This window comes from Enterobacter sp. MGH 33 (assembly GCF_000534535.1).
Taxonomy (GTDB): domain Bacteria; phylum Pseudomonadota; class Gammaproteobacteria; order Enterobacterales; family Enterobacteriaceae; genus Enterobacter; species Enterobacter hormaechei_C.
The window spans coordinates 195,847-221,905 of sequence record NZ_KI973212.1 but is presented as its reverse complement, the minus strand read 5'-3'; the positions used below and the strand labels follow the sequence as shown (position 1 = coordinate 221,905).

Below are 26,059 nucleotides of genomic sequence, written 5' to 3'. Positions count from 1 at the left end.
AACCTGGTTAAACCGCGGCGGCCCCCGAGACGATCTCGGTGAGTTCCTGAGTAATGCTGGCCTGACGAGCTTTGTTGTAAACCAACTGCAGCTCTTTAATCAGGCTGCCGCCATTATCGGTCGCGGCTTTCATCGCCACCATTCGTGCGGCCTGCTCGCTGGCCAGGTTTTCTACAACGCCCTGATAAACCTGAGATTCAACGTAACGACGCAGCAGGGTATCCAGCAGCGGTTTCGGATCGGGTTCATACAGGTAATCCCAGGCTTTCTGTTTCAGCTCGTCATCTTCTGATGCCGGTAACGGCAGCATCTGAGTGAGCGTAGGCACCTGAGACATGGTGTTAATAAATTTGTTGCTGACAACGTACAGTCTGTCCAGACGGCCTTCATCGTAGGCCTGCAACATCACTTTAACCGGGCCGATCAGTTCGGACAGGGACGGGTTATCACCCATACCGGTCACCTGAGCGACAATGTTGCCGCCAACGGAGTTAAAGAAAGAGACGCCTTTAGAGCCAATCAGTGCCAGATCGCACTGAACGCCTTTATCGGACCAGCCTTTCATATCCGCCAGCAGTTTTTTGAACAGGTTAATGTTCAAGCCGCCACACAGACCACGGTCAGTCGACACCACCAGGTAGCCCACGCGCTTAACGTCGCGTTCTTCCAGGTAAGGGTGCTTATATTCCAGATTACCGTTCGCAAGGTGACCAATCACTTTGCGCATGGTCTCTGCATAAGGACGGCTGGCCGCCATGCGATCCTGCGATTTACGCATTTTGGAAGCGGCGACCATCTCCATCGCTTTAGTGATCTTTTGCGTGTTCTGGACGCTTGCGATCTTACTACGTATCTCTTTTGCGCCGGCCATGAGCTTCTCCTCAATGCCAGACGGCTTGTCCTGAGACAAGCCGCCGGACGATTACCAGGATTGGGTTGCTTTGAAGGAATCGAGGATAGCTTTCAGCTTGCCTTCGATTTCGTCGTTATAGCCACCGGTCTGGTTGATCTCTTGCATCAGCGGAGCGTGATCACGGTCGACGTAAGCCAGCAGAGCGGCTTCGAAGCTACCGATTTTCGCCAGTTCCACATCTTCGAGGTAACCGCGTTCAGCCGCGAACAGTACCAGGCCCTGCTGAGCAACAGACATTGGCGCGTACTGTTTCTGCTTCAGCAGCTCGGTCACTTTCTGACCGTGGCTCAGCTGTTTACGGGTTGCTTCGTCCAGATCGGATGCGAACTGAGAGAACGCAGCCAGTTCACGATACTGTGCCAGCGCGGTACGGATACCACCGGACAGTTTCTTGATGATCTTGGTCTGAGCAGCACCACCCACACGGGATACGGAGATACCCGGGTTAACCGCCGGACGAATACCGGAGTTAAACAGGTTGGTTTCCAGGAAGATCTGACCATCGGTAATGGAGATTACGTTGGTCGGAACGAACGCAGAAACGTCACCCGCCTGGGTTTCAATGATCGGCAGAGCGGTCAGAGAACCTGTTTTACCCTTCACTTCACCTTTGGTGAAGTTCTCGACGTATTCCGCGTTAACGCGGGAAGCACGCTCCAGCAGACGAGAGTGGAGGTAAAATACGTCGCCCGGGAATGCTTCACGTCCTGGTGGACGACGGAGCAGCAGGGAAACCTGACGATAAGCAACGGCCTGTTTAGACAGGTCATCGTATACGATCAGCGCATCTTCACCGCGGTCACGGAAGTATTCGCCCATTGCGCAACCGGCGTATGGCGCCAGGTATTGCAGTGCAGCAGATTCAGACGCGGTTGCTACCACAACGATGGTGTTAGACAGTGCGCCGTGCTCTTCCAGTTTACGAACCACGTTGGAAATGGTGGACGCTTTCTGGCCGATAGCCACGTATACACATTTGATGCCGGAATCACGCTGGTTGATGATGGCGTCGATTGCCATCGCGGTTTTACCGGTCTGACGGTCACCGATGATCAGTTCACGCTGACCACGACCGATTGGGATCATGGCGTCAACGGACTTATAACCCGTCTGCACTGGCTGATCAACGGACTGACGGTCGATAACGCCTGGTGCGATAACTTCGATTGGGGAGAAGCCATCATGCTCAACCGGACCTTTACCGTCGATTGGCGCACCCAGGGTGTTAACAACGCGACCCAGCAGGCCACGGCCAACCGGTACTTCCAGAATACGGCCAGTACACTTAACCTTCATGCCTTCGGCAAGGTCAGCGTATGGACCCATCACAACGGCACCTACGGAGTCGCGCTCCAGGTTCAGTGCGATAGCGTAACGGTTACCCGGCAGGGAAATCATCTCACCCTGCATACAATCGGCCAGGCCGTGGATGCGGATAACACCGTCACTTACAGAAACAATAGTACCTTCGTTGTGAGCTTCACTCACAACATTGAACTGAGCAATGCGCTGCTTGATCAGTTCGCTGATTTCGGTGGAATTCAGTTGCATGCTCCAGTCCCCTTAAGACTGCAAGACGTCTGCAAGGCGCTCAAGACGGCCGCGTACGCTGCCATCAATGACCATATCACCCGAGCGGATGATTACGCCTGCCATTACAGACTTATCGATTTTGCAATTCAGCTTAACTTTGCGTGACAGACGTTTTTCCATCGCGGCGGTGATTTTCGCAAGCTGTTCGTTACTCAGTTCAGTCGCAGAAGTTACTTCAACTTCAGCGGTAGCTTCACTAAGGGCACGTAAGTGCTCAAACTGCTCGAGAACATCCGGGAGCACACGGAGACGACCATTTTCCGCCATCACCTTAATCAGGTTCTGGCCGTTGGCATCCAGTTGCTCTCCGCACACGGCGATAAACGACGCGGCGAGGGTTTCAGGCGCTAACGCACCAGAAAGCAACTCGGCCATTTGTTCGTTTTTCGTCACCTCAGCGGCAAACGCCAGCATATTCTGCCAGCGATCGACATTTTGGTGTTCGACAGCAAAGTCAAAAGCTGCTTTGGCGTAGGGGCGAGCTACCGTAACAAATTCAGACATCAGCCCCTCCCTCCTTACAGTTCAGCGACAAGTTTGTCCACGATGTCGCTGTTAGCAGCTTCATCCACGGAACGTTCGATGATCTTCTCGGCGCCAGCAACAGCCAGAATCGCAACCTGCTTACGCAGTTCTTCACGAGCACGTTTACGCTCAGCTTCAATTTCAGCCTGAGCCTGTGTCACGATCTTAGTACGTTCCTGTTCTGCTTCAGCTTTGGCTTCGTCCAGGATCTGAGAACGGCGTTTGTTAGCCTGTTCAATGATTACCTGAGCTTCAGCTTTCGCTTTTTTCAGCTGGTCTGTCGCGTTGGCCTGTGCAAGGTCCAAATCTTTCTTAGCGCGTTCTGCCGAAGCCAGACCGTCAGCAATTTCTTTCTGACGTTTTTCGATGGCAGCCATTAAAGGCGGCCATACATACTTCATGCAGAACCAGACAAAGAGAATAAACGCGATGGCCTGGCCGAGGATTGTTGCGTTCATGTTCACAGCACAATACCTCTTAAATTTCTGTGGCTTGGGGTTTTAAAACAACTACTACGCGACAGCAAACATCACGTACAGACCCAGACCTACAGCGATCATTGGGATTGCATCCACCAGACCCATAACGATAAAGAACTGAGTACGCAGCAGAGGAATCAGATCAGGTTGACGCGCTGCGCCTTCCAGGAATTTGCCCCCGAGGATGCCGATACCGATCGCAGCACCGATAGCCGCCAGACCCATCATCACAGCGGCAGCCATGTACAGCAGATCCATATTCAGGTTTTCCATGACAGTCTCCAGTTTGTTTCAATTAAAACGTAGTAGTGTTGGTAAAAAATCAGTGCTCTTCAGACGCCATCGACAGATAGACGATCGTCAGAACCATGAAGATAAAGGCTTGCAGCGTAATGATCAGGATGTGGAAAATGGCCCATGGCACATTAAGAATCCACTGTGACCACCACGGCAGAAGACCCGCGATCAGAATGAAAATCAGCTCACCCGCATACATGTTGCCGAACAGTCGCAGACCCAGTGAAACAGGTTTGGACAGCAGGCTAACGCCTTCCAGGATCAGGTTGACCGGAATAAACGCCCAGTGGTTGAACGGCTGCAAGGTAAGCTCTTTCACAAAGCCGCTTACGCCTTTCATTTTGATGCTGTAGAACAGAATGAGGATAAATACGCCCAGCGCCATCGACAGGGTGATGTTCACGTCGGCAGACGGAACCACGCGCAGTGCAGGCAGGCCGAGTACGTGCTCACCGATCCAAGGTAAGAAATCGATAGGCAGGAGGTCCATCAGGTTCATCAGGAAGACCCAAACGAACACGGTCAGGGCCAGCGGAGCAATCAGCTTGCTCTTACCATGGTACATGTCTTTCACGCTGCCATGGACGAAGCCGATGATCATCTCGATGAACGTCTGGAATTTCCCTGGAACACCGCTGGTCGCCTTTTTAGCAACGCTGCGGAACATGGCCAGGAACAGAAGACCCAAAACCACCGAGAAGAACATGGAGTCGATGTTGATCGTCCAGAAGGTGGCCGGGGGGTTATGTGGATCCACCAGCGAGAATGTACGCAGGTCCAGCTGAAGGTTATTCAGATGGTGACCTATGTAATCCTGCGGCGTCATATTTTCTGAAGCCATGATGCCTTTTACCCTTTGTTATTGATTACAGCTGGAGCCAGAACTTGTACCACCAGCACCAAAACCCACGTTGCTATCAGCGGCATGAATACCACTTTCAAAACCGCCAGCGCCATCACCAGTAGAGCAAAGGTCAGCAACACCTTACACACTTCGCCGAGAGCGAAGGACCAGGCCACGCGGCCTTTGGCGGGTGTATGCGCCTGATGACGCCAGGCAAAAATCATAAACAACACGTTTGGCAGAACCACCGCCAAACCTCCGCACGCGGCGGAGATGCCCCAGAAGGGGTCTTTGAGGCTAAACAGCAGTCCACTTGCTATCACAGCCAGAAACTGAATGAACAGAAGCTTACGAGCAACGTTTCTACTCAAGAGCGACACAGACATCACGTTTTTACTCCTGCTCCCTTCGAGGTATGCCGCGTGTCGTATAAAACGTCCTTTAAGGCTCAGAGTCAAGCATCAAAAAGCGGTCAAATTATACGGTGCGTACCCGTGATTTCAAACATTAAGTAGCGAAAAGGTGAATAAATGTTTAAATATTTTTCCCCAGTCCTATTTTTCAACTTTTGACCTAAGTGCCGACCTTCAGGCAAAACTGCAAACAGCGCGGAAACGTTGGTGATAAAGCGTGCACGAGATCACAAAATACACATTTGCGATAAAGTGGTATTTATCAAAGACGTAAAACGATTTATTTCATCTGTATGAAATTAAAGCAAAAAAATCGCAACTATTTTTAAAACAGAGCCGTATACAACAAAAACCTTTTATTGACATTCTTAATAAATATTTAACATTCCATTCTTGTTGCCTTTACCCACTTTTAGCAGGCTGATATTTTCATGGTTGATTATCCTCAGAGTGAACAACTCACTTCAGGTTAACCATAAGAAAACCCATGGTAACAACAAGGTTAAATTAACAACGGCCAAAACAGACGGGATGTGCTGCTTTTTAACACGATCAGAACAGCACAAATTCCACATTTTTTATTAATTTTTAAAAAGTGTTTGGCTTAATTATCACCAGATGACGCTCACCTTCGAGCTGAGGGATCTGAAGTTTCTCAATGGATTCGACAGCAAAACCGTCCGGAAGCTGCTCGATTTCGTCCCCCGGAAGTTGCCCTTTCAGCGCATAAAAACGCCCCTTCTCCGCCGGCAGGTGTTTGCACCAGCTCACCATGTCATTGAGTGACGCAAATGCGCGGCTGATAACGCCGTCAAACGGTGGCTCAGCCGGGAACTCCTCTACCCTGCTCTGCACGGGCGTGATGTTTTCCAGCTTCAGCTCATGCTGGACCTGGCGTAAAAAGCGTACGCGCTTACCCAGGCTGTCCAGCAGCGTGAATTGACTCTCCGGTCGAACAATAGACAACGGAACGCCCGGCAAGCCCGGGCCGGTGCCCACGTCGATAAAACGTTCCCCGTTCAGATATGGCGCCACGACGATGCTATCGAGAATATGACGAATCAGCATCTCGTTGGGATCGCGTACGGAGGTGAGGTTGTACGCTTTATTCCATTTGTTCAGCATATCGACATAGGCCACCAGCTGATTTTTCTGGTGATCGGTGAGCGAAATACCTGCCTGTTCCAGCAGACGAGAGAGTTTATTGAGCACGGTGGATACCTGTTGAGAAACTTAAGTGGCGGGTGGCGCTTCGCTAACCCGCCCTACGGGTTCAGTAGGCCCGGTAAGCGCAGCGCCACCGGGCAATTTTCAGAGCATTACGCGCTGCGGCGCAGCATACCCTGCTTTTTCAGCCACACCAGCAGAATCGAAATCGCGGCAGGTGTGACGCCGGAGATACGTGAGGCCTGGCCAATCGACACAGGTTTGTGATCGTTCAGCTTAGCGATCACTTCGTTGGAAAGGCCCGTCACCTGACGATAGTCCAGCATTTCCGGCAGCAGCGTGTTTTCGTTGCGCTGCTGTTTTTCGATCTCATCCTGCTGACGCGCGATGTAGCCTTCGTATTTCACCTGGATCTCGACCTGTTCAGCCGCTTCCGCGTCTTCAAGGCCCGGCGCGAACGCGGTCAGTTTGACCAGATTCTCGTAAGTGACTTCAGGACGACGCAGCAGATCTTCCCCGCTGGCTTCGCGCGACAGCGGTGCTGTTAAGTGAGCGTTTACTTCGGCAGCGGTTTCCGCCTGCGGATTCACCCAGGTGGTTTTCAGGCGCTGACGTTCCTGTTCGATACGCTCCAGCTTCTCGTTGAAGCGCGCCCAGCGTTCGTCATCCACCAGACCCAATTCACGGCCCACCTCAGTCAGACGCAGATCGGCATTGTCTTCGCGCAGCATCAGGCGATATTCCGCACGAGAAGTAAACATGCGGTACGGTTCTTTGGTCCCCAGCGTGCAGAGATCGTCGACCAGAACGCCCAGGTAAGCCTGAGAACGCGCCGGTGCCCAGCCCTCTTTCTCGGCAGAGAAGCGAGCGGCGTTCAGACCGGCCAGCAACCCTTGTGCGGCAGCTTCTTCGTACCCGGTGGTACCGTTAATCTGGCCTGCGAAGAACAGACCCTGGATGAATTTGCTTTCCAGCGTCGGCTTCAGGTCGCGCGGATCGAAGAAATCGTACTCAATAGCGTAGCCAGGACGAACGATCTTCGCGTTTTCCATGCCCTGCATTGAACGCACAATCTGCATCTGCACGTCGAACGGCAGGCTGGTGGAGATGCCGTTTGGATAAATTTCGTTAGAGGTCAGCCCTTCAGGTTCGAGGAAGATCTGGTGCTGGTTACGATCGGCAAATCGCATCACCTTGTCTTCGATCGACGGGCAATAACGTGGGCCGATCCCTTCGATCACACCGGCGTACATTGGGCTGCGATCGAGGTTATTGCGGATCACGTCATGGGTTTTTTCATTGGTGTGCGTGATGTAGCACGGCACCTGCTGCGGATGCTGAGCCGCATTGCCCATGAACGAGAACACCGGCATCGGGTTATCGCCGTGCTGCTGTGCGAGCACGCTGAAATCAATGGTGCGCGCATCAATACGCGGCGGCGTACCGGTTTTCAGGCGGCTTACGCGCAGCGGCAGTTCACGCAGACGACGAGATAACGGAATCGACGGCGGATCGCCAGCACGGCCACCGCTGTAGTTGTCCAGACCAATATGGATTTTACCGTCCAGGAATGTCCCGACCGTCAGCACAACCGCTTTTGCGCGGAACTTAAGACCCATCTGGGTCACGGCGCCAACAACACGATCGTTCTCCACGATAAGATCTTCTACCGCCTGCTGGAAGATCATCAGGTTCGGTTGGTTTTCCAGCGCGGTGCGCACAGCCTGACGGTAAAGCACGCGGTCTGCCTGTGCACGGGTGGCGCGAACAGCCGGACCTTTACTCGCGTTTAGTATCCTAAACTGAATGCCCGCATGATCGATCGCTTTCGCCATCAGGCCGCCAAGTGCATCCACTTCTTTTACCAGGTGTCCTTTCCCAATGCCGCCAATCGCCGGATTACAGGACATTTGTCCCAGCGTGTCGATATTGTGTGTCAAAAGCAGGGTCTGCTGACCCATTCGCGCTGCGGCCATTGCGGCCTCAGTGCCTGCGTGACCCCCGCCAATGATGATGACGTCAAAAGGATCCTGATAAAACATGGTGGTCTGCCTCGCGTAAAGCGGTATGAAAATGGATTGAAGCCCGGGCCGTGGATTCTACTCAACTTTAGTCTTTCGAGAAAGCATTGGGATCCTGGGCTATTAAAAAGAAGATCTTTTTATTTAGAGATCTGTTCTATTGTGATCTCTTATTAGGATCGCAGACCTCTGTGGATAAGTCCGATCCCATAAATAAGATCATGCAGTTAGGAAGGATCGTTTGCTGTGAATGATCGGTGATCCTGGACCGTATAAGCTGGGATCAGATCGCCACTTTATACACAGGTCAAAAACTAAACCAACGTTGTTCTTTGGATAACTACGGCTTAATACGAGCTTTTAACCAGAGTTATCCACATCTGATCGCACGATCTTTAATCGTTTTTGAGTAAATTTTTCCATTCCGCGAGCCAGATCTCGGCTGGATCTTCGGGAATGTCATGATCGAGGATGTTGATCTTCAGCGTTTCACCCAGCTGTTTTGCTCCGCAGACGGTCACCGCAGCTTCTACTTTCTCTATGGCGCCACAGAAAGTGTCATATTCACGGCTGCCGATCCCCACAGCGCCAAACCGGACGTTTGACAGATCGGGCTGTTGTTCCAGCAGTTCGTCATATAAAGGTTGCAGGTTATCCGGCAGATCGCCCGCGCCGTGCGTAGAGGTGATCAGCAGCCAGACCCCGTCAGTCGGGAGATCTTCCAGCAGCGGTCCGTGCAGCGTTTGTGTAGAAAAGCCCGCATCTTCCAGCTTCTCAGCCAGATGTTCCGCTACATATTCCGCACCGCCCAGGGTGCTGCCGCTGATAAGAGTAATGTCCGCCATTGATCGCTCGCTCAGATAAAGAGGCGGCCATTGTACGCTGTGAACGAGCTGGGATCTACCTGTGGAAAATGTGGGAATGAAATTGCCCGATCACGGGCGGATAGTACGCATGATCGGGTTTTGCAGGGAGATCAGGGTTTCAGTGGACTGAATTTCATCGATTGTTTGGATCTTGTTGATAAGTACCTGCTGGAGGGCGTCAATGGATCGGCACATCACCTTTATAAAGATGCTGTAGTGCCCGGTGGTGTAGTACGCCTCGGTGACTTCATCCAGCGCGTTCAGTTTCTCCAGCGCGGAGGGGTAATCTTTGGCGCTTTTCAGAATAATGCCAATGAAGCAGCAGACGTCATAGCCGAGCTGCTTCGGGCTGACATCAATGCGTGCGCCGGTGATGATCCCGGCCTGCTTCATTTTCTCTACGCGAACGTGAATGGTCCCCGGGCTGACGCCAAATTGTTTCGCCAGTTCGGCATACGCGGTGCGTGCGTTGGCCATTAGCGCTTCCAGAATGCCGCGGTCCAGATTGTCGATCTGATAATTTTCCATAGGTTTTTCTTATGAAGATTAATGATTCCCTCTATTCTAGCGTCTTATTTTAACGAATAAAAAGTGAAGGCGGCTTTTTGTTGATGGGTTATTGAATTAAGCGCCTGTTCTGTTGCTTAATCAGTATCAACAGGACGCAGGAGTATAAATAATGAAAACCGCTTACATCGCAAAACAACGCCAGATCAGTTTCGTAAAATCCCATTTTTCCCGCCAGCTGGAAGAGAAGCTTGGCCTTATTGAAGTTCAGGCGCCGATTCTGAGCCGCGTGGGTGACGGGACGCAGGATAACTTGTCTGGTTGCGAAAAAGCGGTACAGGTAAAAGTGAAAACACTGCCAGACGCCCAGTTCGAAGTGGTTCATTCCCTGGCGAAGTGGAAGCGTCAAACCCTGGGACAACACGACTTCAGCGCGGGCGAAGGGCTTTACACGCACATGAAAGCCCTTCGCCCCGATGAAGACCGCCTTTCCCCGATTCACTCTGTCTACGTTGACCAGTGGGACTGGGAGCGCGTAATGGGAGATGGCGAGCGTCACGTCGGTACGCTGAAATCCACCGTTGAGGCGATCTACGCCGGGATCAAAGCAACCGAAGCGGCCGTGAGCAAAGAGTTTGGTCTGGCACCGTTCCTGCCGGAAACGATCCACTTTGTTCACAGTCAGGAATTGCTGAGCCGTTTCCCGGATCTGGATGCCAAAGGCCGTGAACGCGCGATCGCCAAAGAGCTGGGCGCGGTATTCCTTATCGGCATTGGCGGGAAATTGTCTGATGGTAAACGTCACGACGTCCGTGCGCCGGATTACGATGACTGGAGCACCGTGGGCGAAAGCGAATATGCCGGTCTGAACGGCGATATTCTGGTCTGGAACCCGGTTCTGGAAGATGCGTTTGAACTCTCTTCGATGGGGATCCGCGTGGATGCTGAAGCACTGAAGCGTCAGCTGGCCGTGACCGGTGATGAAGATCGTCTGCAACTGGAGTGGCACCAGGCACTGCTGCGCGGTGAAATGCCGCAGACCATCGGCGGTGGTATTGGCCAGTCTCGTCTGACCATGCTGCTGCTGCAACTCTCTCACATTGGTCAGGTACAGTGTGGGGTCTGGCCGCAGCAGGTACGTGAGAGCGTCGGTTCTCTTCTTTAATTAACGTCGCCAGCGTCTGAGCAGGCGGCTACGCAACCCGGTATCAAAGCGCCAGATATGATCGAAGATGCGCATGATGCCGGGTTTTCCATGTGCAGACATCGCCACGGCATGGAAACGGTGCTGGTGCACGCGCTGCATCTCCTTCACTTTATTCACGACGTCGTCCGGCAGCCGCTGGGCAATAAAATCGGAAATCACCACCGCATCCGCGTCGTACCAGTCTCCGCCCTGCATGCGCTCAATGATGCTGCGAAAACAGCTGGCCAGATCGGTGCCGCCGCGAAAGCGCTGGCTTAAAAAGCGGATCGCCTGCTCCAGCCCCTGTGGGCTGGTCAGTTCATACCCCACCACTTCGCTGGAAAATAACATGATGTAGCAGCGACGACGATCGGCGAGCGCCACGCGCATCAGGGCCAGGCAGAACGCTTTTGCGCACTGTTCATTAAAGCCCCCCATCGATCCGGACGTATCGACGCAAACAATAAATGGGCCGCGCGGTTGCTCATCAAAATCCTGGTGCACTACCGGACGCTGGCTGATCTTCTCGCGCCAGGCTTCGCCATGCAGTCGATAGGTAATGAGCTGTTTTTCCACCAGCCGACGATAAAACTCATACTCCAGTTCGGTCATTCCCAGCGTGCTGAGTTCCGTGGGCAGCAGGCGCAGGATGTCATCGCTTTGCTGTAGCCCGTCCACCTGCTCCGGTACGGTGGAGGGTTCGCGTACCAGCGTACGGAAGGTCTCCATCGGCGCATCTTTCTTTGGGACCGACCGGGCCTCCCGGGAGCGGCCGAGCTGTTCTGCAAGCTTCATCAGCTCCGGCTGTTGCGCCAGAAAGTCGCCGTACTTCACGATCAGCTGATAATCGCCCCGCTTTAACTGGCCGGCACTCATATCCCAGAGTCGACCGGCGGCGTTTTCATTCTCCACCAGCACCTGTTCTAACTGGCCGCTCAGGGTCATTCGCTCCTGGACTTCACTGAGCAACTGTTCGCGCTCTTCGTCCAGCAACTGCTGATTAAGGGCCGTGGCCTGGACCACAAGGCTCAGACGCCAGCGCTGTAAAAACAGCGTATGCAGGGCGGGAGTAAAGCTGGGGTTGTCAGTGACCAGCGCTCTGGCCTGGCTGGCAAACGGGGAGTGAACGTTATCAAGCAGCGTCAGGGTTTGCTGTAGCTGGGCAATAAACTGCGGTGTTGAAAGCCGCTGGCACTGCTGGTAACCAGCCACTTCCTCTGTCAGTTCCGGCGGGACTTCCGTCTCCTTAAACCGCTGTCGCAGGTTATCGCGCCAGCGGGGCAGATCGTCCGTCATTGCTTTTCGGAGCTTCGGGAATTTTTCAAAGAAGGCCGCCAGCTGCGGTGAAGCGAGCAGGGTAATGACGACCTCTTCGATCAACCCTTCCTCGCTAACCGCCAGCATGACGTTAAGCGTGTCCAGCGTTAGCATTGACGCGCCTGTTTGATCTGCGCGCTGACATCCTGCAAGCTGGCTTCAATGCGACCTAACCAGTCGCTATGGATAAAGAGGCATTTCTGCTGCTCGCTGAAGCGCGTGTGCTGCTGATGCCATTCGTTATCCAGCGCGTCGAGCTGCTGTTTGATCTCCTCCGGAACAGTATCGGAGGCCGTGCCCGGCAGCGCCAGGCGCGATCCCTGAAGGCTGACGTCGCGGATCACAAGGTGCTGGCTGCTGTCGACTTCCATCGACAGCGGCTGTGCAAAGCCGATACCGTTGAGTTTACCGCGGATCTCACCGCCTTTATCCAGCCACTGAACCAGCGCAACGCGTTCGATCGTCACGTGCACAACCTGCATATCATGAAGCTTCAGCGGTTGCTGAAGAAGAAGCGTGAGCGAGGCGTCAGTCAGCCCGGCGGGCAGTTCATAGTGCGGTTTACGGGCAAACATCCCGCCAAGACGGTTCACCTTCAGCGCGGTTTTGTCACTTTGCTGCTGCTGGAGCTGAAGGCGACGTTGGGCAATCGCGCCCAGTTGATTAAGCATGGATTGTTGACCCCACGCGTGTCCGGTCATCAAAACGTCCAGCTGCTGTTGCATCAGATTCATCCCTTCTGCGTCGTGCCACAGGCAGTCTTTCAGCAGGATCAGATCGATTGGGGCGACAGCATCGCGGCCGCTAAACAGCGCGCTTGCCTGGAGCAGGCGAATGGCTTTTTTCCAGCGACGATCGGAGACGTACGGCGCGGAGGGCAGCAAATCAAGCTGCTGGCGCAGCATGAAGATCAGCTCAAAAACGGGATCGGGCAGTTTTATCTTGCCGATCTCCTCCTGCCACTGGTGGTATTCCTCGTCCGTGACCTGCAATGACGCTGCCACCGGGTTTTCGTTTTCATCCTGCTGGCTTACCAGCATAGAACGGAAGTTTGATTTATCCTGGACTTTATCCAGCCACAGGCGGATCAGCATACGGTCATACAGCGCTTCCAGGCTGCTGTCGGCTTCGGGCAATTCGTTAGACGCGGCCACCAGCAGGCGCATGGGGATCTTCTCTTCGCTGGCGCCGTTGCGGAAGCGGCGTTCGTTAATTGCCGTCAACAGGGTATTCAGTATGGCCGGGCCGGCTTTCCAGATCTCATCAAGAAAGACGATTTCCGCTTCCGGAAGATAGCCCGCCGTCAGACGTTCATAGCGTCCCTCATCTTTTAACGCCTGAATGGAGAGTGGGCCGAAAACTTCTTCCGGCGTGGAGAAGCGCGTCATCAAATACTCGAATGCGCGCGCGTTCTGGAAAGCGAATTTGAGGCGGCGTGCGATCAGACTTTTGGCAATGCCCGGCGGGCCCAGCAGAAATACGCTTTCCCCACTCAGCGCCGCCAGTAAACAGAGGCGAATGGCGTGGCTACGCTCGTAAAGGCCTTTCTCCAGCGCACTGCTGAGGCGGGAAATTCTTTCTGCTAATAAATGTGAGTGAGCCATAATAGTTTTGCATCCTTTCGCCGTCGTGGCGGCTAATTGAAGCGAGTATAGACGTTTCGGTCTGGCCTGGTAATAGGCTGAAGTGCGGCGCTATTTTCTTTGCGCTACATTAATGCGGCTGCATTTAGGGGTACGATTTTGCATTGAATCGTGCATACTGTGCGCTTTTTGTGGGCCAAGGGACTAAGCACACATTTGTTATTCAAACGAAAAGACTAGTCTATGAGCACTGATAATAAGCAATCATTACCCGCTGTAACGCTTGCGGCGATCGGGGTTGTCTACGGTGATATCGGCACCAGCCCGCTTTATACGCTTCGTGAATGTCTGTCCGGTCAGTTTGGTTTTGGTGTAGAGCGTGACGCCGTATTTGGTTTCCTCTCGCTCATCTTCTGGCTGCTGATCCTGGTGGTCTCCCTTAAGTATCTCTCTTTCGTAATGCGGGCTGATAACGCGGGCGAGGGCGGTATTCTGACCCTGATGTCCCTTGCCGGGCGCAATACGTCCGCAAGAATGACCTCCGTGCTGGTCATCATCGGCCTGATTGGCGGCAGCTTCTTCTATGGAGAAGTCGTGATTACGCCGGCGATTTCTGTAATGTCGGCCATAGAGGGGCTGGAGATTGTCGCGCCACAGCTTGATACGTGGGTGGTGCCACTCGCTATTATCGTGCTGACGTTGCTGTTTGCCATACAAAAACACGGTACCGGGCTGGTGGGTAAGCTGTTCGCGCCTATTATGCTGGCCTGGTTCCTGATCCTGGCGGCGCTGGGCTTACGCAGTATTATCGCCAACCCGGATGTCCTGCACGCGCTGAACCCAATGTGGGCGGTGCATTTCTTCCTTGAATATAAAGTGGTGTCGTTTGTGGCGCTGGGCGCGGTGGTGCTGTCCATTACCGGTGTTGAAGCGCTGTATGCGGATATGGGCCACTTCGGGAAACTCCCTATTCGCGTCGCCTGGTTTAGCGTGGTCTTGCCTTCACTGGTGCTGAATTACTTCGGTCAGGGCGCTCTGCTGCTTGCACACCCTGAAGCGATTAAAAACCCGTTCTTCCTGCTGGCGCCGGACTGGGCGCTGGTTCCGATGCTGATCCTGGCGACGCTGGCGACGGTCATTGCCTCTCAGGCTGTCATTTCCGGCGTATTCTCCCTGACGCGTCAGGCCGTGCGTTTGGGTTATCTCTCCCCAATGCGCATTATCCATACCTCGGAGATGGAGTCTGGCCAGATCTACATTCCGTTCGTCAACTGGCTGCTCTATTTCGCGGTGGTGATTGTTATCGTCAGCTTTGAGCACTCCAGTAATCTGGCGGCGGCGTACGGTATCGCGGTAACCGGAACGATGGTGTTGACCTCTATTCTCTCCACCACCGTGGCGTACCGTAACTGGCACTGGAATAAGTTCCTCGTGGGGCTGATCCTGGTTGGCTTCCTCTGCATCGACGTGCCGCTGTTCTCTGCGAACCTCGACAAGATTGTCTCCGGCGGCTGGCTGCCGCTGACGCTGGGTCTGGTGATGTTTATTGTGATGACGACGTGGAAGAGCGAACGTTTCCGCCTGCTGCGTCGTATGCACGAGCACGGTAACTCTCTTGAGGCGATGATCGCCTCGCTGGAGAAGTCCCCACCGGTGCGCGTGCCGGGCACGGCGGTGTATATGTCTCGCGCGCTGAACGTGATCCCGTTTGCGCTGATGCATAACCTCAAGCACAACAAAGTGCTGCACGAGCGCGTGATCCTGCTGACGCTGCGTACCGAAGATGCGCCGTACGTTCACAACGTGCGTCGCGTACAGATTGAACAGCTGTCGCCAACCTTCTGGCGCGTGGTGGCAAGCTACGGCTGGCGCGAAACGCCGAACGTGGAAGAGGTGTTCCACCGCTGCGGTCTGGAAGGCCTGAGTTGCCGCATGATGGAGACGTCGTTCTTTATGTCCCACGAGTCGCTGATCATCGGCAAGCGCCCATGGTATCTGCGCCTGCGCGGCAAGCTGTATCTCATTCTGCAACGTAACGCCCTGCGTGCGCCTGACCAGTTTGAGATCCCGCCTAACCGCGTGATTGAGCTGGGGACGCAGGTCGAGATTTAACCCTTCTGAATATGCCGGGTGGCGCTGCGCTTACCCGGCCTACCAGACCCGTAGGCCCGTGCAAGCGTAGCGCCGCCGGGCAATTTTCCTCTATTGCATTTCACTTAGCGAAACGTTTCGACGTTGATCACAAATCCGTTACGTCATGATGGTTTTCTGAACACTTCTGCGGCTACACTGTTTTTAGCGAAACGTTTCGCTAGTGGAGCAAAAAATGAAGAAAGGCACAGTACTCAACTCAGAAATCTCATCGGTGATTTCCCGTCTTGGGCATACCGATACGCTGGTGGTTTGCGATGCAGGCTTACCGGTTCCGCGCAGCACAACCCGTATCGATATGGCGTTAACGCAGGGCGTACCCTCGTTCATGCAGGTACTGGAAGTGGTCACCGCGGAGATGCAGGTTGAGGCGGCCATTCTCGCGGCGGAAATCAAACAACATAATCCGCAACTCCACGAAACGTTGCTCAGCCACATTGAGCAACTGCAACAGCACCAGGGAAACACCATAGAAATTCGTTACACAACGCACGAGCAGTTCAAACAACAAACCGCAGACAGTCAGGCGGTGATTCGCAGCGGGGAGTGCTCCCCGTATGCGAATATCATTCTCTGTGCTGGCGTCACCTTCTGAGGCCATCATGGACGCATTACTGCAACTCAAAGGGATCGATAAGTCGTTCCCGGGCGTAAAAGCCCTCTCCGGTGCGGCGCTGAACGTCTATTCCGGGCGCGTCATGGCGCTGGTGGGCGAAAACGGCGCCGGCAAATCCACCATGATGAAAGTGCTGACCGGTATCTACCAACGCGATGCCGGTTCGCTGCTGTGGCTGGGTAAAGAGACCACCTTTAACGGCCCGAAATCCTCTCAGGAAGCGGGTATCGGCATCATCCACCAGGAGTTGAACCTGATCCCGCAGCTCACCATTGCGGAGAACATCTTCCTCGGCCGTGAGTTCGTGAACCGGTTTGGCAAAATCGACTGGAAAACCATGTATGCCGAAGCGGACAAACTGCTGGCGAAGCTGAATCTGCGCTTTAAGAGCGACCGACTGGTGGGCGACCTTTCCATCGGCGATCAGCAGATGGTGGAAATCGCGAAGGTGCTGAGCTTCGAGTCGAAGGTCATCATTATGGATGAACCGACCGACGCCCTGACCGATACCGAAACCGAATCCCTGTTCCGCGTGATCCGTGAGCTGAAATCCCAGGGCCGCGGCATTGTCTATATCTCACACCGCATGAAAGAGATCTTCGAGATCTGCGACGACGTCACCGTCTTTCGCGACGGGCAGTTTATTGCCGAGCGCGAAGTGGCAACCCTGACCGAAGATACGCTGATTGAAATGATGGTGGGACGTAAGCTCGAAGATCAGTATCCGCATCTGGAGAAAGCGCCGGGAGAGATCCGCCTGAAGGTGGATAATCTCTGCGGGCCGGGCGTGAATGACGTCTCCTTTACTCTGCGCAAGGGCGAGATCCTTGGCGTCGCGGGCCTGATGGGCGCGGGGCGCACCGAACTGATGAAAGTGCTCTATGGCGCACTGCCGCGCACCAGCGGCTACGTTACCCTCGACGGCCATGAGGTGGTCACCCGCTCGCCTCAGGATGGCCTGGCGAACGGCATTGTCTATATTTCTGAAGACCGTAAGCGCGACGGCTTAGTGCTGGGCATGTCGGTGAAAGAGAACATGTCCCTGACTGCGCTAGGCTATTTCAGCCGCAGCGGCGGCAGCCTGAAACACAAAGATGAGCAGCAGGCGGTCAGCGATTTTATCCGTCTCTTTAACGTTAAAACCCCGTCTATGGAGCAGGCGATTGGCCTGTTGTCCGGCGGGAATCAGCAGAAAGTGGCGATTGCCCGCGGGCTGATGACGCGCCCGAAAGTGCTGATCCTGGATGAGCCCACCCGCGGCGTGGACGTGGGCGCGAAGAAAGAGATCTATCAGCTGATTAACCAGTTCAAGGCCGACGGTCTGAGCATCATTCTGGTCTCTTCCGAGATGCCAGAGGTATTAGGCATGAGCGATCGCATTATCGTCATGCATGAAGGGCATCTCGGCGGTGAATTCACTCGCGAGCAGGCCACCCAGGAAGTTCTGATGGCTGCCGCTGTGGGCAAGCTTAATCGCGTGAATCAGGAGTAAGAAGATGACTACCCAGGCTGTTTCTGGTCGCCGCTATTTCACAAAGGCATGGCTGATGGAACAAAAATCGCTGATTGCCCTGCTGGTGCTGATCGCGATTGTCTCGACCATGAGCCCGAACTTTTTTACCGTCAATAACCTGTTCAACATTCTTCAGCAGACCTCCGTCAACGCCATTATGGCGGTGGGGATGACGCTGGTGATTTTGACCTCGGGTATCGATCTGTCCGTCGGTTCCCTGCTGGCCCTCACCGGCGCGATCGCCGCGTCGATTGTTGGTATTGAGGTCAACGCGCTGGTGGCCGTTGCCGCTGCGCTGGCGGCAGGTGCGGCAATTGGCGCCGTAACCGGCGTGATTGTGGCGAAAGGTCGCGTTCAGGCGTTCATCGCCACGCTGGTGATGATGCTGCTGCTGCGCGGTGTGACCATGGTGTACACCAACGGCAGCCCGATTAATACCGGTTTTACCGATAACGCCGATCTGTTTGGCTGGTTCGGTATTGGTCGCCCGCTGGGTGTCCCGACCCCGGTCTGGATCATGGCTATCGTCTTCCTGGCGGCATGGTACATGCTGCACCATACCCGTCTGGGTCGTTATATCTATGCGCTGGGCGGTAACGAAGCGGCAACGCGCCTGTCCGGTATCAGCGTTAATAAAGTCAAAATTATCGTTTACTCCCTGTGCGGCCTGCTGGCGTCTCTGGCGGGCATCATCGAAGTGGCGCGCCTCTCTTCCGCGCAGCCAACGGCGGGTACGGGCTATGAGCTGGATGCCATCGCGGCAGTGGTTCTGGGCGGTACGAGCCTTGCGGGTGGTAAAGGTCGCATTGTTGGGACATTGATCGGCGCACTGATCCTCGGTTTCCTGAATAATGGTTTGAATTTGTTAGGTGTTTCCTCCTATTACCAGATGATCGTTAAGGCAGTGGTGATTTTGCTGGCGGTACTGGTAGACAACAAAAAACAGTAACTGACGACACTACAGGACATCTTAGATATGAACATGAAAAAACTGGCTACCCTGGTTTCTGCTGTCGCGCTGAGCGCAACCGTAAGTGCTAACGCCATGGCGAAGGACACCATCGCGCTGGTTGTCTCTACCCTGAACAACCCGTTCTTCGTCTCCCTGAAGGATGGCGCGCAGAAAGAAGCAGATAAACTGGGCTACAACCTGGTGGTGCTGGATTCTCAGAACAACCCGGCGAAAGAGCTGGCTAACGTTCAGGACTTAACCGTTCGTGGTACCAAAATCCTGCTGATCAACCCAACCGATTCCGACGCGGTCGGTAACGCCGTGAAGATGGCAAACCAGGCGAAGATCCCGGTCATCACCCTTGACCGTCAGGCAACGAAAGGGGATGTGGTCAGCCACATTGCGTCTGATAACGTACTGGGCGGTAAAATCGCCGGTGACTACATCGCGAAGAAAGCAGGTGAAGGCGCGAAAGTGATCGAGTTGCAGGGTATCGCCGGGACTTCCGCAGCCCGTGAACGTGGTGAAGGCTTCCAGCAGGCTGTTGCGGCGCACAAATTCAACGTGCTGGCGAGCCAGCCGGCAGACTTCGACCGTACAAAGGGCCTGAACGTCATGCAGAACCTGCTGACCGCGCATCCTGATGTGCAGGCGGTATTCGCACAGAACGACGAAATGGCGCTCGGTGCGCTGCGTGCGCTCCAGACTGCGGGTAAATCAGATGTGATGGTTGTCGGATTTGATGGCACGCCGGATGGTGAAAAAGCAGTAAATGATGGCAAACTGGCTGCGACCATCGCTCAGCTGCCTGAGCAGATTGGCGCGACTGGCGTGCAAACTGCCGATAAAGTGCTGAAGGGCGAAAAAGTTCAGGCCAAATATCCTGTTGACCTGAAACTGGTCATTAAGCAGTAAAGGCGATTCAGGCAGTCGCTGGCTGCCTGAGGGACACCAAATAAAAGAAAAGTGTGGCATACGCCACCGGGTAAGACCGGTGGCGCTCTCAGATGGACACCTCAATACATGAAAACCGCAGGCAACCTCGTCGTCCTTGGCAGTATCAATGCCGATCACATTCTTAACCTTGAAACGTTCCCCACTCCGGGCGAAACCGTCACTGGCAATCAGTATCAGGTGGCGTTCGGCGGTAAGGGCGCAAACCAGGCGGTTGCCGCCGGACGCAGCGGGGCGAATATCGCGTTTATCGCCTGTACGGGTGATGACGATACCGGCGAGCGCGTACGCAAACAGCTGGCAAGCGACAACATCGACATTGCACCCGTCAGCGTGGTTGCAGGGGAATCTACCGGCGTGGCGCTGATTTTCGTCAATGCGGAAGGTGAGAATGTCATCGGTATTCATGCAGGGGCTAATGCCGCGTTAACGACTGAACGCGTCGAAGCGCAGCGTGGAATCATCGCCGGAGCGGAAGCCCTGCTGATGCAGCTGGAGTCACCGGTTGAAAGCGTGCTGGCCGCCGCGAAAATTGCGCATGAAAATCATACGTCTGTCGTACTTAACCCTGCGCCTGCCCGTGTATTATCAGATGAGCTGCTGGCGCTGGTGGATATCATCACCCCGAACGAAACCGAAGCGGAAAAGCTGACGGGTATCCGTGTCGAAAATGATGACGATGCCGCGCGTGCCGCGCTTGCACTGCATGAAAAAGGCATCGGCACCGTAATAATCACCCTCGGCAGCCGTGGGGTGTGGGCTAGCGTCAATGGCGAAGGCCGTCGCGTACCGGGCTTTAAGGTCAAAGCCATTGATACCATCGCCGCAGGAGACACCTTCAACGGTGCACTGGTAACGGCGCTGCTGGAAGGAAAAGCAATGGATGACGCGATTCGCTTCGCGCATGCCGCCGCTGCGATTGCGGTGACGCGTAAAGGCGCTCAGCCTTCTGTTCCATGGCGTAAAGAGATTGATGAATTCTTAAGTCAGCAGGGGTAACGCTTGGCCACAATGAAAGATGTCGCCCGTATGGCGGGCGTTTCTACCTCGACTGTCTCCCACGTAATCAATAACGATCGCTTCGTCAGCGAGGCGATTCGGGAGAAAGTTGACGCTGCAATTAAAGAACTCAACTATGCGCCGTCTGCGCTGGCCCGCAGCCTGAAGCTCAACCAGACGCGCACCATCGGCATGCTGATCACGGCCAGTACCAACCCTTTTTATTCTGAACTGGTGCGCGGCGTGGAGCGCAGCTGCTTCGAGCGCGGCTACAGCCTGGTGCTGTGCAATACCGAAGGCGATGAGCAGCGCATGAACCGTAACCTGGAAACGCTGATGCAAAAACGCGTCGACGGGCTGCTGCTGCTCTGTACCGAAACGCATCAACCTTCGAAAGAGATCATCCAGCGTTACCCTTCTATTCCCACGGTGATGATGGACTGGGCGCCGTTCGACGGCACCAGCGATCTGATCCAGGATAACTCGCTGCTGGGCGGCGATATGGCGACTCAGCATCTGATCGATAAAGGTCATACCCGCATTGCCTGTATTACCGGCCCGCTGGATAAAACCCCGGCGCGCCTGCGTCTGGAAGGCTATCTTTCGGCCATGGAACGGGCGGGGCTTGCCATTCCTGATGGCTATCGCATCACCGGCGATTTCGAATTTAACGGTGGATTTGAAGCAATGCAGAAACTGCTGGCGCAAGAGCCGCGTCCGCAGGCGGTGTTTATCGGTAACGATGCGATGGCATTCGGAGCATATCAGGCGCTGTATCAGGCGGGATTACGTGTTCCGGACGACATGGCGATCGTCGGTTACGATGATATCGAACTGGCGCGCTACATGACGCCCCCACTGACCACCATCCATCAGCCGAAAGATGAACTGGGCGAGCTGGCCATCGATGTGTTGATCCACCGCATGGCCCAGCCCACGCTGCAACAGCAACGTTTGCAGCTTACTCCTGTTCTGATGGAACGCGGTTCGGTTTAGCCTTCTCTTTGTGACGCTCTTTAATCAGGTTCCGGCCGTCTTTTGGTTTTAACAACATAAAGACCACCGCCGATACCACGGTAAGCGCGCCCATAGTGATAAAGGTATAGTGGAACTGCTCAACGGTATTAGTTCCCTCGAACCCTTCATAAAACCGCAGTACCGCCGCGCTCACGGCAACCCCGAGGCTGATCGACAGCTGTTGAGTGACCGCCAGTACGCTGTTGCCGCTGCTGGCATTCTCGTCGGTGAGGTCCGCAAGGGTGATGGTGTTCATCGACGTAAACTGCGTCGACATGGCCATACCCAGCACAAACAGCGGCAGGATCAGCATCCAGATTGGTAACGCCGCAGATTGCAGGGAGAACTGCGCAATCATCAATCCGATAAAGATCGTCACGCCAACCAGCGTCTTACGATAGCCAAACCAGCGCAGCACCTGCGTGACCGTCGATTTTGCCAGAATCGAGCCCATCGCCGTGGGCGCCATCATGCAGCCAGCAATCAGGGCCGGATAGCCGAAACCGACCTGGAGCATCAGCGGCATCAGGAACGGTACGCAGCCCGTGCCCAGACGCGAGGCAATATTGCCCGCGATCCCGACGGAGAACGTTCGGGTGTTAAACAGAGATAAAGAGATAAGCGGTGTCGGATGGCGACGCGCATGACGTATATATAGAAGGAACAGCAGAATACCGCTGAGGATGACGGCCAGCGCCAGCCACGTCGCTACGATTTTCTCGCCAAACAGCTCCATCCCGCTGGAGAACAGGACCAGGCTCAGGCCAAACAGGAAGAAACCACCCATATCGAAGCTGCGTCTTGGCGTGGTGAAGTTCGGCATATATTTGCGGGCATAAATCAGCCCTGCCACACCAATCGGAATATTAATCAGGAAGATCCAGTGCCAGCTAGCCTAGGTCACCAGTACGCCGCCGAGAACCGGGCCAAGTATCGGGCCGACCAGCCCCGGCATAGTCACAAAGTTGAGCACCGGGAGCAGTTCGCTGCGCGGATAGGCGCGTAATAACGCCAGACGCGCGACGGGCATCATCATCGCGCCGCCTATCCCCTGTAGAACGCGGAAGATAACCAGTTCCGTCAGAGAGGTGGAGAGGGCGCAAGCCAGAGAACCGAGCGTGAACAGCGTCACCGCCAGCATGAACACTTTGCGTGTGCCGAAACGATCGGCCAGCCAGCCGCTGACCGGAATAAGCATCGCCACCGTCAGGGTGTAGCTGATGATGGCGGATTGCATCGCCAGCGGGGAGCGGTTAAGGCTTTGGGCTATGGCGGGAAGGGCGGTATTGAGGATAGTGGCATCCAGTGCCTGCATAAAGAACGCCATGGCTGCAATCCACGGCAGTCCGGCCATACTGCGTGCTTTTTTCTCTGTCATTTATTTACCTGCTGGTGGGTTGGCGCGGCCAGCAACGCCTGGCACGCACTCAGGGCTCGCTGCCCGTCGCTCTCCTGAATGGCATCGACTATCGCCTGATGCAGATCCAGCTTCACCACCTCATCCTGCGTGATAGAGGTAAAGTAAGTGTGGTACACAGAATGGAATAAAGAAGCAAAGGAGGTCAGGAAAGGATTTCCGCTCATATTATAGATATGTTCATGCCAGGCCATATCGACCGCTATCCAGCGCTCGCGGTTAAAGTGCTTTTTCAGATCCACCATCTCTTCCATCAAAGTATTGAGCTGCGCTTTTTGCTCGGCTGTGCCGAGCGTGGCGGCAAGCAGGCAGGCCTGAGGCTCAAGACTGCTGCGCATGACCAGAAAGTGATCGACGACCTGATTAAAGTTATCTTCGGTCATCCACCAGGTGAGTAACTCCTGATCGAGAAAGTTCCAGTTTCCCTGAGGCATAACGCGGGTGCCAATGCGCGGGCGTGGAAGCACCATCCCTTTCGCCGTTAATGTTTTTACCGCTTCGCGAACGGCGGTACGGCTAACGCCAAACTGATCTCCCAGCTCCATCTCGCTTGGCAGGATGCTACCTGGAGCATATTTACCCGCTAAGATCAGCTGCGCCAGTTTCTCTGCCAGCACATAGGACAGGTTTTTTTGAGCTGCCAGCTGTTGTGCGCTTAATGGCATCGCTTTTATTCCTTAAATATTGATGCGGTTAATTATGCCATCTCAGGTGTGATTGTGGTTGCAGATACATCAAATAGAACAATTTGTAGCTTGAACTCATCGCTTTTGGTGAAAAAAAACACGGTCAGAAACTTTTTTTAAATTTCCTCTTGTCACTTCAGAAGAACTCCCTATAATGCGCCTCCACTGACACGGAACAACGGCACGCAAGCCGCCGGGTCAGCAGAGAAAAAGCAAAACAAACGCTTGACTCTGAAGCGGGAAAGCGTAATATGCACACCCCGCGCCGCAGCGAAAACGAAGCGGCACTGCTCTTTAACAATTTATCAGACAATCTGTGTGGGCACTCAAAGTGACATGGATTCTTAATGTCCTCGGACACTAAATGAATACCAAGTCTCAACGAGTGAACACGTAATTCATTACGAAGTTTAATTCATTGAGCATCAAACTTTTAAATTGAAGAGTTTGATCATGGCTCAGATTGAACGCTGGCGGCAGGCCTAACACATGCAAGTCGAACGGTAACAGGAAGCAGCTTGCTGCTTCGCTGACGAGTGGCGGACGGGTGAGTAATGTCTGGGAAACTGCCTGATGGAGGGGGATAACTACTGGAAACGGTAGCTAATACCGCATAACGTCGCAAGACCAAAGAGGGGGACCTTCGGGCCTCTTGCCATCGGATGTGCCCAGATGGGATTAGCTAGTAGGTGGGGTAACGGCTCACCTAGGCGACGATCCCTAGCTGGTCTGAGAGGATGACCAGCCACACTGGAACTGAGACACGGTCCAGACTCCTACGGGAGGCAGCAGTGGGGAATATTGCACAATGGGCGCAAGCCTGATGCAGCCATGCCGCGTGTATGAAGAAGGCCTTCGGGTTGTAAAGTACTTTCAGCGGGGAGGAAGGCGATAAGGTTAATAACCTTGTCGATTGACGTTACCCGCAGAAGAAGCACCGGCTAACTCCGTGCCAGCAGCCGCGGTAATACGGAGGGTGCAAGCGTTAATCGGAATTACTGGGCGTAAAGCGCACGCAGGCGGTCTGTCAAGTCGGATGTGAAATCCCCGGGCTCAACCTGGGAACTGCATTCGAAACTGGCAGGCTAGAGTCTTGTAGAGGGGGGTAGAATTCCAGGTGTAGCGGTGAAATGCGTAGAGATCTGGAGGAATACCGGTGGCGAAGGCGGCCCCCTGGACAAAGACTGACGCTCAGGTGCGAAAGCGTGGGGAGCAAACAGGATTAGATACCCTGGTAGTCCACGCCGTAAACGATGTCGACTTGGAGGTTGTGCCCTTGAGGCGTGGCTTCCGGAGCTAACGCGTTAAGTCGACCGCCTGGGGAGTACGGCCGCAAGGTTAAAACTCAAATGAATTGACGGGGGCCCGCACAAGCGGTGGAGCATGTGGTTTAATTCGATGCAACGCGAAGAACCTTACCTACTCTTGACATCCAGAGAACTTTCCAGAGATGGATTGGTGCCTTCGGGAACTCTGAGACAGGTGCTGCATGGCTGTCGTCAGCTCGTGTTGTGAAATGTTGGGTTAAGTCCCGCAACGAGCGCAACCCTTATCCTTTGTTGCCAGCGGTTAGGCCGGGAACTCAAAGGAGACTGCCAGTGATAAACTGGAGGAAGGTGGGGATGACGTCAAGTCATCATGGCCCTTACGAGTAGGGCTACACACGTGCTACAATGGCGCATACAAAGAGAAGCGACCTCGCGAGAGCAAGCGGACCTCATAAAGTGCGTCGTAGTCCGGATTGGAGTCTGCAACTCGACTCCATGAAGTCGGAATCGCTAGTAATCGTGGATCAGAATGCCACGGTGAATACGTTCCCGGGCCTTGTACACACCGCCCGTCACACCATGGGAGTGGGTTGCAAAAGAAGTAGGTAGCTTAACCTTCGGGAGGGCGCTTACCACTTTGTGATTCATGACTGGGGTGAAGTCGTAACAAGGTAACCGTAGGGGAACCTGCGGTTGGATCACCTCCTTACCTTAAAGAACCTGCCTTTGCAGTGCTCACACAGATTGTCTGATGAAAAGTAAATAGCAAGGCGTC

22 protein-coding genes, 1 rRNA gene and 1 pseudogene are annotated in these 26,059 nt (G+C 54.3%); 9 read left to right on the top strand and 15 right to left on the bottom strand.

Features of this window, described 5'->3' with window-relative positions:
• Window positions 1-7 precede the first annotated feature (7 nt).
• The 11 genes from atpG to asnC form a co-directional block, all read right to left on the bottom strand.
• The gene (atpG, locus tag L379_RS22750; RefSeq protein WP_003862364.1) at window positions 8-871 is read right to left on the bottom strand and encodes a F0F1 ATP synthase subunit gamma; all 864 of its coding nucleotides are present in this window, start codon (window positions 869-871) and stop codon (window positions 8-10) included.
• A 51-nt stretch (window positions 872-922) separates the two neighbouring features.
• On the bottom strand, window positions 923-2,464 hold the full coding sequence (gene atpA / locus L379_RS22755) for a F0F1 ATP synthase subunit alpha (protein WP_003862367.1): 1,542 nt from the start codon (window positions 2,462-2,464) through the stop codon (window positions 923-925).
• 12 nt (window positions 2,465-2,476) lie between these two features.
• On the bottom strand, window positions 2,477-3,010 hold the full coding sequence (gene atpH, locus L379_RS22760; protein ID WP_015570151.1) for a F0F1 ATP synthase subunit delta: 534 nt from the start codon (window positions 3,008-3,010) through the stop codon (window positions 2,477-2,479).
• Between the two features lie 14 nt (window positions 3,011-3,024).
• The gene (gene atpF, locus L379_RS22765) at window positions 3,025-3,495 is read right to left on the bottom strand and encodes a F0F1 ATP synthase subunit B (protein ID WP_003862370.1); all 471 of its coding nucleotides are present in this window, start codon (window positions 3,493-3,495) and stop codon (window positions 3,025-3,027) included.
• A gap of 48 nt (window positions 3,496-3,543) precedes the next feature.
• Window positions 3,544-3,783 carry a F0F1 ATP synthase subunit C gene (atpE, locus tag L379_RS22770; protein WP_000429386.1) on the bottom strand — a complete coding sequence of 80 codons (240 nt, stop codon included), beginning with the start codon at window positions 3,781-3,783 and terminating at the stop codon, window positions 3,544-3,546.
• A 49-nt stretch (window positions 3,784-3,832) separates the two neighbouring features.
• Entirely contained in the window at window positions 3,833-4,648 is an 816-nt protein-coding gene (gene atpB, locus L379_RS22775; protein WP_003862373.1) for a F0F1 ATP synthase subunit A, read from the bottom strand.
• A gap of 8 nt (window positions 4,649-4,656) precedes the next feature.
• Window positions 4,657-5,037: a F0F1 ATP synthase subunit I gene (gene atpI, locus L379_RS22780; RefSeq protein ID WP_003862375.1), complete on the bottom strand. Its 381-nt coding sequence runs from the start codon at window positions 5,035-5,037 to the stop codon at window positions 4,657-4,659.
• A 615-nt stretch (window positions 5,038-5,652) separates the two neighbouring features.
• Window positions 5,653-6,276, bottom strand: a complete 624-nt coding sequence (gene rsmG / locus L379_RS22785; protein WP_017694037.1) for a 16S rRNA (guanine(527)-N(7))-methyltransferase RsmG — start codon at window positions 6,274-6,276, stop codon at window positions 5,653-5,655.
• A gap of 107 nt (window positions 6,277-6,383) precedes the next feature.
• Window positions 6,384-8,273, bottom strand: a complete 1,890-nt coding sequence (gene mnmG / locus L379_RS22790; RefSeq protein WP_003862379.1) for a tRNA uridine-5-carboxymethylaminomethyl(34) synthesis enzyme MnmG — start codon at window positions 8,271-8,273, stop codon at window positions 6,384-6,386.
• A 374-nt stretch (window positions 8,274-8,647) separates the two neighbouring features.
• A complete protein-coding gene (mioC, locus tag L379_RS22795; protein WP_032652017.1) occupies window positions 8,648-9,097 on the bottom strand; it encodes an FMN-binding protein MioC in 450 nt (149 codons plus the stop codon).
• A gap of 90 nt (window positions 9,098-9,187) precedes the next feature.
• Entirely contained in the window at window positions 9,188-9,646 is a 459-nt protein-coding gene (gene asnC, locus L379_RS22800) for a transcriptional regulator AsnC (protein ID WP_003862383.1), read from the bottom strand.
• Between the two features lie 151 nt (window positions 9,647-9,797).
• On the opposite strand from asnC, the gene asnA reads away from it, so the two are divergent.
• Window positions 9,798-10,790 (top strand): aspartate--ammonia ligase, encoded by a 993-nt coding sequence (gene asnA / locus L379_RS22805; RefSeq protein WP_003862385.1) that lies wholly within the window; start codon window positions 9,798-9,800, stop codon window positions 10,788-10,790.
• Here asnA and viaA read toward each other — a convergent pair whose 3' ends face one another.
• Both viaA and ravA read right to left on the bottom strand, forming a co-directional pair.
• Window positions 10,791-12,242, bottom strand: a complete 1,452-nt coding sequence (gene viaA / locus L379_RS22810) for an ATPase RavA stimulator ViaA (RefSeq protein WP_015570153.1) — start codon at window positions 12,240-12,242, stop codon at window positions 10,791-10,793. It abuts the gene before it with no gap.
• Entirely contained in the window at window positions 12,236-13,732 is a 1,497-nt protein-coding gene (ravA, locus tag L379_RS22815) for an ATPase RavA (protein WP_003862389.1), read from the bottom strand. The genes viaA and ravA overlap by 7 nt, the downstream gene beginning before the upstream one ends.
• A 222-nt stretch (window positions 13,733-13,954) precedes the next feature.
• Here ravA and kup point away from each other — a divergent pair, with 222 nt between their 5' ends.
• The 7 genes from kup to rbsR all read left to right on the top strand — a co-directional run bounded on the left by kup (window position 13,955) and on the right by rbsR (window position 21,892).
• Entirely contained in the window at window positions 13,955-15,823 is a 1,869-nt protein-coding gene (gene kup, locus L379_RS22820; RefSeq protein WP_006808744.1) for a low affinity potassium transporter Kup, read from the top strand.
• Window positions 15,824-16,037: 214 nt separating this feature from the next.
• Window positions 16,038-16,457 carry a D-ribose pyranase gene (rbsD, locus tag L379_RS22825; protein ID WP_003862392.1) on the top strand — a complete coding sequence of 140 codons (420 nt, stop codon included), beginning with the start codon at window positions 16,038-16,040 and terminating at the stop codon, window positions 16,455-16,457.
• A gap of 7 nt (window positions 16,458-16,464) precedes the next feature.
• The gene (rbsA, locus tag L379_RS22830; protein WP_015570154.1) at window positions 16,465-17,970 is read left to right on the top strand and encodes a ribose ABC transporter ATP-binding protein RbsA; all 1,506 of its coding nucleotides are present in this window, start codon (window positions 16,465-16,467) and stop codon (window positions 17,968-17,970) included.
• A 4-nt stretch (window positions 17,971-17,974) separates the two neighbouring features.
• The gene (gene rbsC, locus L379_RS22835) at window positions 17,975-18,940 is read left to right on the top strand and encodes a ribose ABC transporter permease (RefSeq protein WP_003862395.1); all 966 of its coding nucleotides are present in this window, start codon (window positions 17,975-17,977) and stop codon (window positions 18,938-18,940) included.
• Between the two features lie 27 nt (window positions 18,941-18,967).
• Window positions 18,968-19,858 (top strand): ribose ABC transporter substrate-binding protein RbsB, encoded by an 891-nt coding sequence (rbsB, locus tag L379_RS22840; protein WP_003862397.1) that lies wholly within the window; start codon window positions 18,968-18,970, stop codon window positions 19,856-19,858.
• A gap of 108 nt (window positions 19,859-19,966) precedes the next feature.
• Window positions 19,967-20,896 carry a ribokinase gene (rbsK, locus tag L379_RS22845; protein ID WP_015570155.1) on the top strand — a complete coding sequence of 310 codons (930 nt, stop codon included), beginning with the start codon at window positions 19,967-19,969 and terminating at the stop codon, window positions 20,894-20,896.
• Between the two features lie 3 nt (window positions 20,897-20,899).
• Window positions 20,900-21,892, top strand: coding sequence for a ribose operon transcriptional repressor RbsR (rbsR, locus tag L379_RS22850; protein ID WP_003862402.1), 993 nt, complete (start codon window positions 20,900-20,902; stop codon window positions 21,890-21,892).
• Here rbsR and mdtD read toward each other — a convergent pair.
• Both mdtD and L379_RS22855 read right to left on the bottom strand, forming a co-directional pair.
• Window positions 21,858-23,291 (bottom strand): annotated as a pseudogene (gene mdtD / locus L379_RS0123755) (multidrug transporter subunit MdtD). The gene rbsR and the pseudogene mdtD overlap by 35 nt on opposite strands.
• Window positions 23,288-23,995 carry a FadR/GntR family transcriptional regulator gene (locus L379_RS22855; protein WP_003862405.1) on the bottom strand — a complete coding sequence of 236 codons (708 nt, stop codon included), beginning with the start codon at window positions 23,993-23,995 and terminating at the stop codon, window positions 23,288-23,290. The pseudogene mdtD and the gene L379_RS22855 overlap by 4 nt, the downstream one beginning before the upstream one ends.
• A 456-nt stretch (window positions 23,996-24,451) precedes the next feature.
• On the opposite strand from L379_RS22855, the gene L379_RS22860 reads away from it, so the two are divergent.
• Window positions 24,452-25,993, top strand: a 16S ribosomal RNA gene (locus L379_RS22860).
• Window positions 25,994-26,059 lie beyond the last annotated feature (66 nt).